Here is a 14,041-nt window from a genome sequence, read left to right as displayed (position 1 = left end):
TTGACCAGATCACGCAGGGGTATTAGCGATAAGCGTCGCACGCCGTGGGGCAGGATACCCCTCCACAGTACGGCAACTATCTAATGGATCAAGGAAATCAGCCAATGACTCCCCTTTACTCCAATCAGTGCAACGTTGTTCCTGCGTACTGGTAAGCGTCACATCAACCACACGAATATGGGTGAAACCCAATCGTTTCAACCACAACGCCAGCATGGGCACGGATGGGATGAACCACACATTACGCATCTTAGCGTAACGGTCATGCGGCATTAGCGCCGTGTGTTCATCCCCGTCCACCACCAGCGTCTCTAATACCAATTCGCCACCGGCACGTAAGGCGCGGCGCAATTCCTGCAAATGCCCCAGCGGATCACGCCGGTGATACAACACACCCATCGAAAATACCGTGTCGAAACCCTTCTGGCGCAAATCTGGCAAGTCTTCACTCTTCAAAGGTAGCATCCACACCGGGTGATCTTCCCCGGCATAACGTTTCACCAACTGAAATTGCGTCAGAAACAGCAAAGTCGGGTCAATACCGATAACCGCCTCAGCACCTGCACCGTGCATACGCCACAGGTGATAACCACTGCCGCAACCCACATCCAGCACCAAGCGCCCATGTAACGGACTCAAGTGCGGCAACACTCGCTCCCACTTCCAATCAGAACGCCATTCAGTATCCACCTCAACACCAAACAGTTCGTAAGGCCCTTTACGCCACGGAATCAACGCTTGCAGGGATGCCAGCAGTTGCGCACGGGAAAGCGCATCCACCTCCGTCGCTGCACCAATGTGCACCGCACGACTATTGAAGTCCACGTTATCGGTCTGCAATAGCGGCGCATCAACCAAGGCTTGCTGCCATTCCTGCCATTTGCCGTGCGCCTGTTGCCCGGCAGCTTCCAGTTGCTGTGGCAAACGATCCAGCCAAGGCGCAAGGCGTGAGCCTTCTAGAAAAGGGTATAAGGAATCGGTATCAGTCACATTTCCCCCGCCCACTGTGCATCCGCAGGCTGACGCTCGAATACCACATGTTCACTGGTACGCTTACCCGCATCAGCACCTAGGAAAAATAAATAAGGCGCAACCAGTGCTTCCGGGCGTGCCACGCTATTGGGGTTTTCGCCGGGGAAGTTCAGGGTGCGCATACTGGTGCGTGCTGGCCCCGTATCCACGGTATTGACGCGGATAAAATGTGCCGGATCTTCATGTTCTGCCGCCAGAATATCGCAGAAAGCTTCCATCCCCGCTTTTGCCACCCCAAACGCACCGTAAAAGGCTTTATTGGATTCATGGCTGGCATACACCAGCGCCGGGTCAGCCGACTCTTGCAGCAACGGCAAGCAGGCAGTGGTTAACAGGAAATTAGCGTGCAGGTTCACCATGATCATTTTCGACCATAATTCGGTGTCGTAATGGCTGAGCGGGGTAAAGGTGGAAAGCCACGCCGCATTCAGCATCAGCCCATCCAAACGACCCATTTTTTCACGGATAGTCTCCGCAAGGTCATAATAATCCTTGGCAGTCGCCCCTTGCATATCCAGCGGGTACAAGGCTGGTTCAGGGTAGCCTGCATTAACGATTTCGTCGTAGGTTGCTTCAGCGCGGCGTACTTCCTTGTCAAGCATGACAATGGTTGCACCGTATTGTGCACAGGCTTTGGCAATCGCCTTGCCCATACCTGAGGCTGCGCCCGTTACCAGAATCACACGCTCTTTCAAGGCATTCTCGGATGGCACATACGCCAGTAAATCTTGCTGCATTCCTGTCTCCGCTGGGGGTTCAAGCTGGAAAAAGGCAGAGTTTAACGCTTATCGGCGCGGGGGTGTAGGGCAAAATGTTGATGTATGACAAGCGATAGTTGTATTGCTACAATAACGGGTTTTTCCACCCCCTGAGACCCCATACGATGACAACTGCCTCCAATCTGCCTGTCACCCGCGCTTTATTGAGTGTTTCTGACAAATCTGGCGTCCTCGAATTTGCCCGTTTCCTGCACAGTCAGGGGGTACATCTTCTGTCTACTGGCGGTACTGCCAAGCTACTGGCGGATAATGGCGTGCCTGTCACCGAAGTTTCCGACCATACCGGCTTCCCGGAAATGATGGATGGGCGTGTCAAAACCCTGCACCCTAAAATCCACGGCGGCATTCTGGCGCGACGCGGCATGGATGATGCGGTCATGGCAGAACATAACATCGGGCGCATCGACCTGATCGTCGTCAACCTTTACCCGTTTGAATCCACCGTTTCCAAACCGGGTTGTACCTTTGAAGATGCTGTGGAAAACATCGACATTGGTGGCCCCACTATGGTTCGTGCCAGTGCGAAAAACCATGCGCACGTTACTATCGTCACTGAACCCGGTGATTACGCCCGCATTCAGGCTGAAATGGAAGCCAGCGCAGGCTGTGTCACCCCTTCTACCCGTTTCGACCTAGCCATCAAAGCGTTTGAGCATACCGCACGTTACGACGGCATGATTGCCAACTACTTCGGCGCACGGGTCGGCGAAGCTAGCCATGAACAACCCGCTACCTTCCCGCGCACCTTCAGCCTGCAAGTCGAAAAGAAGCAGGATTGCCGCTACGGTGAAAACAGCCATCAAGCAGGCGCGTTCTACGCCGAATACAATGCCCCGGCAGGCAGCATTGCTACCGCGACCCAGATTCAGGGTAAGGAATTGTCTTACAACAATATCGCTGACACCGATGCAGCGCTGGAATGTGTCAAGCAATTCGACGGCGCACCGGCTTGTGTGATCGTCAAACACGCCAACCCTTGCGGTGTGGCCGTCGGCGCGAACTTGCTGGAAGCCTATAACCGCGCTTACAGCACTGACCCTGAATCCGCCTTCGGTGGCATTATTGCTTTCAACCAGCCGCTGGATGGCGAAACCGCCAAAGTCATCGTCGACCGCCAGTTTGTTGAAGTGATTATTGCACCGGGCGTCTCCCCTGAAGCCGTTGCAGTCGTAGCTGCCAAGAAAAATGTGCGCCTGTTGACTATCGAGCAGTGGAGTGGTGAAGTTCCCGAGCGTCTGGATTTCAAACGGGTAAACGGCGGCCTTCTGGTACAAACCGCTGACCTTGCGTTGCTGGATGAACTGAAAGTCGTGTCTACCCGTCAGCCCACTGAAGCGGAATTATTGGATCTGCAATTTGCCTGGAAAGTTGCCAAGTTCGTCAAATCCAACGCGATTGTCTACGCGAAAGGTAATATGACGATCGGTGTGGGTGCGGGACAAATGAGCCGTATCAACTCAGCGCGGATTGCAGGCATCAAGGCCGAACATGCAGGGCTGGTCGTACCGGGTTCAGTGATGGCATCGGATGCGTTCTTCCCGTTCCGTGACGGTATCGACAGCGCAGCAGCAGCAGGTATCAAGGCGGTGATTCAGCCGGGCGGCTCCATGCGCGATGAAGAAGTCATTGCAGCGGCGAATGAGCATGGCATGGCGATGGTGTTTACTGGGATGCGCCATTTTAGACACTAATTTATAGTCATCAAAAAGCAAGGGGGAGGCTTTCTCCCCCTTACTCTTCGCATATCAACATATTAAAATGGGACATGAAAAAGCTGGCGAATGCCTTTCTTCATGCGCTCTCGAGCTGTATCTGATTGATACTGTGTCGCTGCAAATACTTCGCGAGAGGTATAACCAAACGTCTCATTAAACATGGCAAAATCAATTCTAAAACTTTCGCCTTCCACATAATAGGACAATAATTCGACCAAGGGCATTTCTCGATCATTATGTGGTTTAATTGTTTTAATAAAACCTTGCCGACTTAATTCAGTCGTCGCTTTCACCAAACGTTTGCGATTATTTTCATCCATAACATGCCAAATAATCAAACCACTTTCAGGCGTTGCTTGATCATGGTCAATCGCACTTAGGGTAAATGTTTTAATCATAGTTGTATTCCCGAGACCCACCAATGGCTGAAAGTTATCATAAATATTATAAATGATACAGTGATCTCGTGAACCATCGATGAACGGTTACTTCCCTTCAGAAGTTAACCTATTCCAACTACCATTAATCAATCCTTCAATAGGCTGAAAGCGAGTTTTGTAACACATTTTAGGCGACTCAGCGATCCAGTAACCGGGGTAAACAAAGGCTAAACCACACTGGCGAGCGTGAGCAATTTGCCACAGTACGGCGAACGTCCCTAAGCCACGCGCCTCTCCCTCTTCAGGATCAAAAAAGGTATAAACGGATGACAATCCATTTTTCAATTCATCCACTGCCGCCACTGCCAACAAGCGCTGATCATCCCAAAATTCAACCAATAGTGTTTGGCACCAATCTGCTAGCAAAAATCCAGCAAAAGTAGTAACACTGTCTTTATCCATTCCCCCGCCCGCATGACGCTGACCTATATAGCGCCGATATAAATCATCATATTCTGATTTAAAGCGCTTACGCTGAATAATTACCCTCAGGTCTTTATTCAGCTGTAAATTACGGCGCTGAGAACGGTTGGGTTTAAAATCGTCAACAGGAATCCGGCTGGAAACACAAGCACTGCAACTTTTACAATGAGGGCGATAAACATCCGTACCACTGCGCCGAAAACCACTTTCTAACAACCGACCGTATAAATCGACCGTCATCTTATAACACGGGTCAACCAACAGGTTCACCGCTTCACGCTCAGGCAAATAAGGGCAAGGATGCACAGCGGTAATATAAAGGTTCAAGCTTGCTTCCGCTGACATCCGATTCATGACTCAACAGCTCCCATTAGAACAAACAGCTTTACGTAAACCCTCAACATTTTCCAGTTGAATACTACCTCGCTGCTCATTAAGGAAACCTTGACGTTTCCACTCGGACAAAAAGCGGCTCACGGTTTCAATCGTCAAGCCCAGCAACTCCCCCACTTCCGCACGCGAGAGTGGTAACGGAACCCAGCCACCGTTATTGTTTTCACACCAGCGGATCAGAAAAGAAGCCAGACGCTCAGCGGCTTTTTTCGCCCCCAACTCCAGCATCATGTCCTCAGCTTCGCGTAAATGCTGAATCCAGCGCTTCATCATGGTGTTTTCAATTTCAGCGTTTTGTTTTTTCAGTTCCGTCAAATCTTGTAAGGGCAGACGGCATACTTCAATTTCACTCAAGGGAATAGCGGTATGGTTATAAGATTCCCCGGCAAAACCGTCGAAACCAAACAAATCGCCAGTACGCAGCACCCGTACAATCTGGGTACGTCCGTTCGGTAGGGTTTTAATCAGCTTAACCAAGCCTTTGCGCAAGGTGAAGGCATTCAGGGAGGCATCCCCCTGATAGTAAACCGTTTCATCAGCAGAATAAGTCACTACAGACGGTTGGAACGCCTGTATTTCGATCAAACGATCCATCGGCAATTGGGCAAAAATGCTCAAATGCCGGATTTGGCAGGATTGGCAGTGTCCCCTGCCTTTAAGATTTGACATACCCTCTCCTTAGTGTTGTGCTTCCACCACGGTCAAACACCAGTGTCAATATTACGGTGTTCGACCTTGAGAACAAAGACTAAGTGTATGGAGAGGGTATAGCAAGAAGCCAGCGTTACTGCGTGAGATTTTTCACAACAACAAACGCACCGCGCAAATCACCTGCCTTGTAACCCGTGGCTTTGTCTTCAGGGTACAACTCAGTCAGCTTAGCGGTGACTGCCGGGCTAAGATCTGTGCCGTGGCACGCCAGGCAAACTTCGCCGGTCGGGATAGCTTTCATGAAACGGAATTCACCGCCCACGATTTCAGCATGAGCCAGCATTGCCGGGTCTGCACCAGCGGCTTTCTTGGCTTCAAAATCATTCAGCACAGCAGTTTGCCATTCATTGGCCTTGCCCATGACCGGGTTGCGGTTTTTCAGGCTGACGCGGCTGACTTGCAGACCTTTTTCCGCAGAGACTGCCTTGGCAATTTCTGGCGCTCGGGTATTGCAAATGCTCATCGCTTCTACCGGGCCACCAGCTTTCATGGCGGCTTCCAGCTCACCTTTGAGTGTGCCGCCCAAGGCTTGTACGGCTGACTTGGCTTCTTCTGCCAGTGCGGCCTGATCAATGGCTGGGGCAGCAGCCGGAGCCGCTTGCTGTGCTTGTTCAGCCGCTTTCGGGGCTTCCGCCGGAGCTTCGGCTTTCTCGGCTTTTTCGCCACACGCGCTCAGCAATACTGCCAAGCTAACCATTACTACATACTTGTTCATCATGATACCTTTTAGAAAAATAACCTAAAACACTGTAAACAAACTGCCTAAATCACAGCTTGCTTGCATTGAAAAAAATCAAAAATTATCCGCCACCCCAGCTTCATCCGGGATGAACAGCAGGTTAATTCAGTGCTTGTGATGCTCATGCCCGCTATCCAAACGCCACTGGTATTGCAGCATAAATTGGTCAAACGTTTTATTGACGGCTTCAGTACGCCCATCGCCATTGGTGTCTTCACCCACATCAACATTATTATGCGCAATCTCCAACCGTAGTTGATGCTGTTTAGCAGCCTGCCATGTTGCTGCAACTGTATTGCGCTTCATGTCATTGAAATAGCTGGTCTGAGTCGGGAATGGTGCAACACTGGGGCGACGCGCCTCATGCGTACCGCCTACCCGTTCATGACGCAAACCTACCTGCCACTTAGGCGCAATCTGGTACGTACCTTGTACCGAATAAGCGTCTACATGCAAATCACGGGGCTGCCCCAGCAAATTCGGTTTGTCCTCATGAAAATTGAGTGTCAACGCCTTGTTCTGGTAAAGGTATTCCCCCTCAACCTTGAAGTTGCCCACGTCACCAGCTTTACCCGCAGCGTGTGCATACGCTGCACTGGCACTCCACATCTTGGCCTTACCACTCAGCCCGTGGTCGGCCTCGTTAATGCCGGGGTGGTATTGGTGTAATTCCTGATGCTGGCTGGATTTCAGGTAAGACACCCCGCCGCTCAGGGTATTTTTCTCATTCAAGTCTTTTTCTGCCTTGAGGTAAACATGCGAAACTTGAGGGAAATCAGGCTTTTCTGGGAAATTGATGTCGGCGATTCCACCTTTACTGGTAAGGTAAGCAGTGACGCTCGCTTCCTTGGCAGCGATGCCACGATTACCGCCATCCAACAGCTCCACGCCTGTTGTCAGGTGCGTTCCCGCAATGTCTGGCTGCCATTCCAGTTGTATCCCTTTTTCGACCAAACCGCCATCCAATAACATCTGCATTGGCAGGTTTTGCTGCACAAAATCAGCCTCATGCGGGTGGATATTGTTCGCACCAAAAGCACTCAACAACTTGCCCGCTTTGATGCTGGTATTGGCGGGCAGGTGGTAACGTGCCCATGCTTCTTCCAGCTCGGCCTCACCTGTTTCCGGCAGGATCACCCCCTTGATACGCCCATCCAGCTTGTCGCTGGCTTCCCAAGTCAAACCTGCTTCGATACTGCGAAGGTGTAACCCTTGTTCCAACCCGCCACCGTGCGAATGGCCTTCATGCCCAGCCTCACTATCGCTGTGTACATTGTAAACACCAAGGGATTCTGATGCGTAATTGCCTGCATCACCGCCTTCCGAATCACCATACAGCACAGAATCAACATACAGCATGGGTTCAAGCTCCAGCGCTGAAGCATTCGCCGATAACAGCAATAAACCTGAAGCGATTTTTCCTTTCATGTTTCCACTCTCTAATTTGCAACCAAGTTGCGCTTTATAGCATGAAAAAACCGAAAAATAACTTGCGATTTAGCAATCGACTTCAGAGTTTGCGTGGTTTCAACACTTTGTGCTCAAACACAAAACTGCCGAAGGGAATGAACGCAGCAAACAAGCCCATCCCCAGTTGTGACACATTCAGGTGCTTGCCCGCGAAAAAAGCCAGCAGGGTCACAACATAAATGATGAAAGCCGCACCGTGGATGGAACCCATCAGTGTCACCGCTTCAGGATAACCAAACAAACGTTTGGCAGGAACAGCCAGAAATAGCAGCAATAACAAGGTACTGCCTTCCAAAATAGCAATTTTACTCAGCATGGGAACTCCCGTTAACGTTGATAGGTTGCAACTATATTTTGCATAGGTGCAAAAGGTACGGTTAATCGTGTAACTGAGCTATAGTTAACGATAGAGTCAGCGCTTATAGCGCCTCACGATCAGCGAGGGCACAACCATGAAACGATTATTCGCCAGTATTGTACTGTGTACAGCCACAGCGGGGGTAAACGCCACCGTTTCCGAATATACCGAATTTTTCATCCCTTACGAACGAGCGCAAAGTGGCTATATCTGTCTGGATAGCCAACTCATGGAGGCAGAATTCGGCATCCCCTTGGCAAGCTTGATGGAAGGGATTTTTTCCGAAACCAAGACCTTGCACCAAATCCTAGGTGGCACGAGTACGTACCAAAACATTAACCTGTTGGTCAATGGCACCACGACCATTCCCTACACCTATAACTTTGATCGCTATACCAACAGTGGTGTGTACGAATACTCCTTCACGCTGGATATGGCGAGCTTTAACACCTTCAATGGCTCGACCGTTGCAGGACGGCAAAAAACCAAAAATACCGCAAAGCTGGCACTGATTGCGATACTCAAGACCGCTGAAGCCATCCACGGGGCAGGTAATTTCCGGGTGTGGCTGAAGTTCAATAACTTGCCAGCACAAGCGGGGTTAAGTGGTAGCCCAGTGTATGGCGGCGGGGTGGACTGGCCTACGTGGCCTTATACAGCCAGCAGCAGTGTTTACACTACGTACAAAACGGAAATGATTGCACCCGGTTGCTAATGGGTTCACGCTCCCAACATCCCCGACCGCAGCCGGGGAGGCGTGCTTAGCGCATGTGGTAATACGCCGCCAACTGCTGGATTTCCTCAGCCGTCAGTTTAGCGGCGAATTGTGCCATTGCTTTATTCACATCATTATTGCGCTCACCACTTTTATAGAGCGTCATGGTGCGGATGAATGCCTTTTCCGACTGCCCCGCCAGCGCCGGAGCTGCCGCCTTACCGCCCTGCCCCCTCACACCGTGGCACGAAGCACACGGCGTAATCAAACGCGCCGGATCCCCCCGGCGCACGAGCTTTTCCGCCTCGGCGTGAGGTTCGGCCTTAGCAGCCACTTCATGTGCAGACAAACTAGCATAGTAGGCCGCCACATCAGCCATATCCTGATCACTCATGGGCTCAACCGCCGCCAGCATCAGCTTGCTGCGCTCATCTTCGCTGCGCAGGCCAGATTGGTAATCCAGCAACATTTTGTAAGTGTAATCAGCTTTTTGTCCGGCCGTATGCGGCCAATTACGGGTTGGTGCAATACCGTTCTCACCGTGGCAAGACGCGCACATCAATTGCGTATTCAGCGCCTTGCCGCGCACCACATCACCTGTGGGCATCGCAGTCAAAGCCACGCGCAAGCTAGACGGTTTCCAATGTTGCGGGGCGGCGGCATCCTGAGCCGCCTCGTTTGCCCACGCCCAGCTGGAGGCCAATACCACAACACCCACCACGGCACTCAAGGAATAGTTGAAAAGATTCATGCGAAACAGTCCTCCGTAAAGGATTTCAGCCAAGCCTGCTGGTACACCGCACCCATGCGAATTTGTGCCGGGGTAGCATCCAGCCGCAGGTAGCGATTGAACTTGCCTACGCGGTTAATCTTGTTTGCGGCCTCATCCAGCTCGAATACATCGGCAACGTAGAGCCCATAATCCGAACCAGCCAGCGCGTAACAGGTATTTTCCCAAACCGGCACAGGTGCATCGCGCTCAGCAAGTAACTCCACCAAAGCCCGCGCCAACGATTTCGCCTGTGTATTCGCCGAGAAACCGGATTTGGGCATAGCATCAGCATGGCAAGCATCACCAATCACATGCACATGCGGGTGCAAGGTTGACTCGAAGGTTTTACGGTTATTCGGGCACCAACCCTTGTCATCCGTCAGCCCCATCGCCTTGGCAATCTTGCCCGCACGCATCGCTGGCACGATATTGATCACATCAGCCTTGATGTCACCACCCTCGGTTTTTAGCGTCTTGTTAGCAACATCCAACGACACTGGCGTGCCACCATCTTTAGCAGGAATCCATTCCAGAATGCCCGGCTGGCTATATTGCTTAACCTCCACACTAGCGGGAATGCCTTCGAGGAATGGCTTGGGAATAGTGAAGTCATACAGGCGATTCCAGCCCAGCATCATGGTTTGGTCAGTCACGAACTTGTCTTTCGGGTCAGTGATAATCACTTTTGCCGTCGGGTTATGCTTTTGCAACCATTCCGCCACCAAGGCCGGGCGCTCGTACGGCCCTGGTGGACAACGGTAAGGGTTCGGTGGCGCAACCATCAAGAACGTGCCCCCTTGCGGCATAGCCTTGAGCTGTTCTGCCAGTAACGCGGTTTGCGCCCCCGGAATCCAGCCAGAAGGCACTTTACTCTCCGCAATGGCTTGGGAATAACCTGCCAACTTGTCGTACAGCAATTCAATACCCGGCGACACCACCAGCTTATCGTAACGTACTCCACGCCCACCCTTGAGCTTGACGCTGCGCTTGTCTGGGTCAAACCCGGTCACTTCGTCGATGATGACATTCACACCGTATCGGGATTTCAGCGCTTCATAACTGACGTTCAGCTCATCCATACTGATGTGCCCAGTAACGACTTCGGACGAACCGTAAGGGCGAATGTAAACAGGGTTCTTTTCAATGACCGTCACCTTGAGGTTAGGGTCGAACATGCGCAGGTATTTTGCGGTCGTTGCGCCGCCTACCCCGCCACCAATAATCACCACATGTGCTTGCGCCCCGGCAAACGCACTACGCAGGGGAAACGCACCAGCAAGAGCAGTCGCCCCTAACAGCCCCAGAAAATTACGTCGACTCAGGTTCATGGGGATACCTCCATCGGTACTTGAGCAAAATAACTCGCCATTTCACGAATTTGTGTTTCAGACAAACCATTGGCAACCGTACCCATCAGGGTGGACTGGCGTTGATCATCACGAAAATCCAGCATGGTTTGCACGAACTCCTGCTCCGGCATCCCCGCTAAGGGCATAAAGGCTTCATTCGCCAAAGTGCCATTCGTGCCGTGGCAACCAGCACAGGTATGCGCCATAAGCTCACCCGCTTTTGCGGCACTCACCGGAGTAAGCGGCTGGGCAGGCGCAGTATTAACGGGCTGCACATTAGCGATTTCCTCCTGAATCAGCTCACGAATCATTTCACGCAGTTCATCTTTAGAAAGGCTATCCGCCACCGGTGCTTTGGCTGTCTTCTCCACTTTTTCCAGCACTTTTTTACCGTCAGCCTGCGCATTGCCTAACAGGGCAAGCAACAGCAGCGGCCATAAGGTGTATTGTAATTTCATGCTTGCCCCCTTAACCCAGCCAGACCCACAAACCCAACACGAAGAAATGGATAATCCACAGCGTGATGAGAATGATGGAAAGATTACCCAAACGCGTAACCGCTGGGGATGGTGTATACACCCCATCCGTCTGACCTGCTTGCCACGCAACCGTGAGGAAATAGGCCAGCACCGTGCCACCGATAATTAAAAACGTACCGAAAAACAGCAAGGTGCTATACCAGTCCATATTGACCGCGTAATCCAGCGCGTTGTAACCAAAGTCACCGAACAGAATATTCCAGCGCAGCATTTCCCGCGCGACAGCCACCAGAATCAATGCCACGGCAGCCAGCCCGAACAAGCCGTAACCAAATAATGGGGCATTGACCTTGTTACCCATGAGTTTCGGCATGACAGCCGTTAGGGCAATCATAAGCGCTGCCAACCAAACCCAAGGAGAGAACCCGAAACTGGCTTGACTCTCTGGCAGGGTTAGCATCCAGCCAATGCCAAACCCTATGGCAAGGATGCCGCCTGCGAGACTCAACGCTCCCGCCAGCCCTTTCAACCATTGCAGATAGCCACTATCCACATCCGTGCGATGGCTGATGTAATGACGGTAAGCCAATAGCCAGCTACCAATGACCAGCACCGACAGGCTAATAAAAAAGGCAAAACGCCACAGATTGTAAGCATGTAAGCCACGTCCGCTGGCATCAATCTCACCGTTGGGCGCATACCACTGCATCCACTGATCCGGCGACAGCATTTGCACCACTAGCACATGCATAATGAAACCTACGACCAACATCAATGCCAGCGAAAGGATCATCGAACCCGGACAAACCGTTTTCTGCGTCGCCAGATGATGATTTTTCGCGTAGAAAAAATACATCAGCAAATAGCCAACCGTGAGAATAACGATAAAACCAATGACCCACGTCGCCGACAGCACATTGGAGGTGTACCAGAACGGGTCGTAAATCACCTGCACGAACAGCAACGGCGCAACCCCTAATACCACCGCAACCGACACCGCAATTTTCGCAGTTCCCAGCATGGCCTGCGCCAGTTGGCGCTTGTAAGCGTCTTTGGATAATGCCCCCCAAATCACCAAACCGGATGCACCCAACATCACCTGTACCGTAAGGATATGCAACGCAAACGTCAGCACCCCCAAAATCAGGAACAACACCGGGTGCGATGGCACACCTGCCACGTCCCGCAAGGCATATAACATTTCTGTATTCATGGTTTACTTCTCCCCATCCAACGCGCCGATGTAAACCGCTAATGCTTCAGCTTCCACATCGGTCAACGGAATTTTGGGCATGTACAAGGTATTGCCCGTCGCCAATGCACCCAACAGATAATCCTTAATCTCGCCCACATCGCTATTACCACCGAAATACGTTGCCAAGGGACGAATCCCCGTATCGGTCAAGGAATGGCAGTTAGAACACGCAGTCAATGCCAACGCATGACCCACCGCCCGAGCATTATCCGGCGTAACGGTACGCAGGTTTTCCGGCAAGAACACATGGCTTTTCAGAAAACCTTTGTCCTCCAGCAAGGGAATTTCGGACTTGATCCCCATACCTGGTACATCCCGCGCAATGACCTGATTGGAATAAACATATTGCCCAGCCACGAAGGGCTTGCGGATGGATTCACGCGCCACTTCTTCAGGCCACAAACCGAAGACCAGAATAGCCACAGTCATCACACCAGCAATAGCAGGCACAATCAAACGCGGTTGGATCAGGGTGAACAGGAAATACGCCAAAATACCGCTCAACACCATCATCAATGCAGGCTGGAAATAATCCGGCAAACGGTTTTCCAACACGATATGCGCCTGTTCCGGCAACGTATGCAAATACCACTGGAACAGCAGCGAACCTGCCAGTGTGGACACAATCCCCAACACTGCCAAACGACGCAACATGGCTTTCTTGAAAGCAAGCTCCTTGATACCCGAAGCCACAATGCCACCGACTACCGCCGTCATGGTGAACATGAACGCGGTGCGCATCGCCAACTGTGCAAAGGTATTTGCACCGTAGAAGCCATTCAGATAGCCGCCCTCAGTGAACCAGACTTCTTTGCCCGGCCACATCATAAAGGAAAGAATACCAATAATGATCAACATGGTGGTGTAAGACGCCAACCCGAAGATCACAGCAATGCGCATGTGGGTTTTCTGGTCAACTTTACCGACCAGATAGACCACCAGATAGACACCGACTACCTCGATAACAAAGAACACCCACTCAGTTGCCCACTTCCACACGAAGCTGTGAATCAATGCTGAAATCCCGCGCGGGCTAGCCACCGTGGTCGAAAACCAGATACCAGGGCCAGTAATAGAACCAATCACATAAGAAAATACCAATAGGAACAAACCATATTTTTTAATGTAATCGAGTAATTCAGGCTTATCTTGCTGATAAGCGACCACAGCGAGATAGGCGAAGACCATTGCTGCACCAACCGAGGTGTGCGATGCCAACACGTGGATGGTTGAAATGACAGCGACAACCCAGCCACTTCCCAACATTGGCTCTAACCACGTGGGATATAACCCGAGCATTTCCATAGAAATCTCCTTGTTTTCCAAAACAAAAAGCCAGCGAAGCCTTTTGTACCCTAAAGCTCAGGGGGGAGATTCCAGCTTTTCCCAGTAAATTACTTTGATATTTTTA

General features: G+C 51.4%; 15 protein-coding genes. 2 read left to right on the top strand and 13 right to left on the bottom strand.

What is annotated here, in order from left to right:
* Positions 1 to 9: 9 nt before the first annotated feature.
* Entirely contained in the window at positions 10 to 990 is a 981-nt protein-coding gene (cmoB, locus tag Q394_RS0108170; RefSeq protein WP_038140933.1) for a tRNA 5-methoxyuridine(34)/uridine 5-oxyacetic acid(34) synthase CmoB, read from the bottom strand.
* Complete coding sequence (locus tag Q394_RS0108165; protein WP_028488848.1) at positions 987 to 1,769, bottom strand: SDR family NAD(P)-dependent oxidoreductase; 783 nt, start codon at positions 1,767 to 1,769, stop codon at positions 987 to 989. The genes cmoB and Q394_RS0108165 overlap by 4 nt, the downstream gene beginning before the upstream one ends.
* A gap of 146 nt (positions 1,770 to 1,915) precedes the next feature.
* Here Q394_RS0108165 and purH point away from each other — a divergent pair, with 146 nt between their 5' ends.
* On the top strand, positions 1,916 to 3,502 hold the full coding sequence (gene purH / locus Q394_RS0108160) for a bifunctional phosphoribosylaminoimidazolecarboxamide formyltransferase/IMP cyclohydrolase (RefSeq protein ID WP_028488847.1): 1,587 nt from the start codon (positions 1,916 to 1,918) through the stop codon (positions 3,500 to 3,502).
* A gap of 62 nt (positions 3,503 to 3,564) precedes the next feature.
* Here purH and Q394_RS0108155 read toward each other — a convergent pair whose 3' ends face one another.
* The 6 genes from Q394_RS0108155 to Q394_RS0108130 all read right to left on the bottom strand — a co-directional run bounded on the left by Q394_RS0108155 (position 3,565) and on the right by Q394_RS0108130 (position 8,018).
* The gene (locus tag Q394_RS0108155) at positions 3,565 to 3,924 is read right to left on the bottom strand and encodes a hypothetical protein (protein ID WP_028488846.1); all 360 of its coding nucleotides are present in this window, start codon (positions 3,922 to 3,924) and stop codon (positions 3,565 to 3,567) included.
* A gap of 87 nt (positions 3,925 to 4,011) precedes the next feature.
* Positions 4,012 to 4,743, bottom strand: a complete 732-nt coding sequence (locus Q394_RS0108150; protein WP_156946775.1) for an arginyltransferase — start codon at positions 4,741 to 4,743, stop codon at positions 4,012 to 4,014.
* 3 nt (positions 4,744 to 4,746) lie between these two features.
* Entirely contained in the window at positions 4,747 to 5,451 is a 705-nt protein-coding gene (locus tag Q394_RS0108145) for a Crp/Fnr family transcriptional regulator (RefSeq protein WP_028488844.1), read from the bottom strand.
* 115 nt (positions 5,452 to 5,566) lie between these two features.
* Positions 5,567 to 6,211 carry a Tll0287-like domain-containing protein gene (locus tag Q394_RS0108140; protein ID WP_245606751.1) on the bottom strand — a complete coding sequence of 215 codons (645 nt, stop codon included), beginning with the start codon at positions 6,209 to 6,211 and terminating at the stop codon, positions 5,567 to 5,569.
* A 126-nt stretch (positions 6,212 to 6,337) separates the two neighbouring features.
* Positions 6,338 to 7,660, bottom strand: coding sequence for a hypothetical protein (locus Q394_RS0108135; RefSeq protein ID WP_028488842.1), 1,323 nt, complete (start codon positions 7,658 to 7,660; stop codon positions 6,338 to 6,340).
* Positions 7,661 to 7,742: 82 nt separating this feature from the next.
* Positions 7,743 to 8,018: a DUF3817 domain-containing protein gene (locus tag Q394_RS0108130; protein ID WP_028488841.1), complete on the bottom strand. Its 276-nt coding sequence runs from the start codon at positions 8,016 to 8,018 to the stop codon at positions 7,743 to 7,745.
* A gap of 136 nt (positions 8,019 to 8,154) precedes the next feature.
* On the opposite strand from Q394_RS0108130, the gene Q394_RS0108125 reads away from it, so the two are divergent.
* A complete protein-coding gene (locus tag Q394_RS0108125; protein WP_028488840.1) occupies positions 8,155 to 8,775 on the top strand; it encodes a hypothetical protein in 621 nt (206 codons plus the stop codon).
* Between the two features lie 46 nt (positions 8,776 to 8,821).
* Here the strand turns inward: Q394_RS0108125 and Q394_RS0108120 are convergent, their stop codons facing one another.
* The 5 genes from Q394_RS0108120 to Q394_RS0108100 are packed head-to-tail and all read right to left on the bottom strand — an operon-like array spanning position 8,822 to position 13,935.
* Positions 8,822 to 9,526, bottom strand: coding sequence for a c-type cytochrome (locus Q394_RS0108120; protein WP_028488839.1), 705 nt, complete (start codon positions 9,524 to 9,526; stop codon positions 8,822 to 8,824).
* Positions 9,523 to 10,875 (bottom strand): NAD(P)/FAD-dependent oxidoreductase, encoded by a 1,353-nt coding sequence (locus Q394_RS0108115; protein ID WP_028488838.1) that lies wholly within the window; start codon positions 10,873 to 10,875, stop codon positions 9,523 to 9,525. The genes Q394_RS0108120 and Q394_RS0108115 overlap by 4 nt, the downstream gene beginning before the upstream one ends.
* Positions 10,872 to 11,354: a c-type cytochrome gene (locus Q394_RS0108110; RefSeq protein WP_051543117.1), complete on the bottom strand. Its 483-nt coding sequence runs from the start codon at positions 11,352 to 11,354 to the stop codon at positions 10,872 to 10,874. Before Q394_RS0108110 ends, Q394_RS0108115 begins: the two co-directional genes overlap by 4 nt.
* 10 nt (positions 11,355 to 11,364) lie before the next feature.
* A complete protein-coding gene (locus Q394_RS0108105) occupies positions 11,365 to 12,588 on the bottom strand; it encodes a hypothetical protein (protein WP_028488836.1) in 1,224 nt (407 codons plus the stop codon).
* A 3-nt stretch (positions 12,589 to 12,591) separates the two neighbouring features.
* The gene (locus tag Q394_RS0108100) at positions 12,592 to 13,935 is read right to left on the bottom strand and encodes a c-type cytochrome (protein ID WP_028488835.1); all 1,344 of its coding nucleotides are present in this window, start codon (positions 13,933 to 13,935) and stop codon (positions 12,592 to 12,594) included.
* Positions 13,936 to 14,041 lie beyond the last annotated feature (106 nt).

It is taken from the genome of Thiothrix lacustris DSM 21227, assembly GCF_000621325.1.
GTDB lineage: Bacteria > Pseudomonadota > Gammaproteobacteria > Thiotrichales > Thiotrichaceae > Thiothrix > Thiothrix lacustris.
The sequence above is the reverse complement of the archived record's forward strand: the minus strand, read 5'-3'. Positions and strand labels throughout refer to the sequence as shown.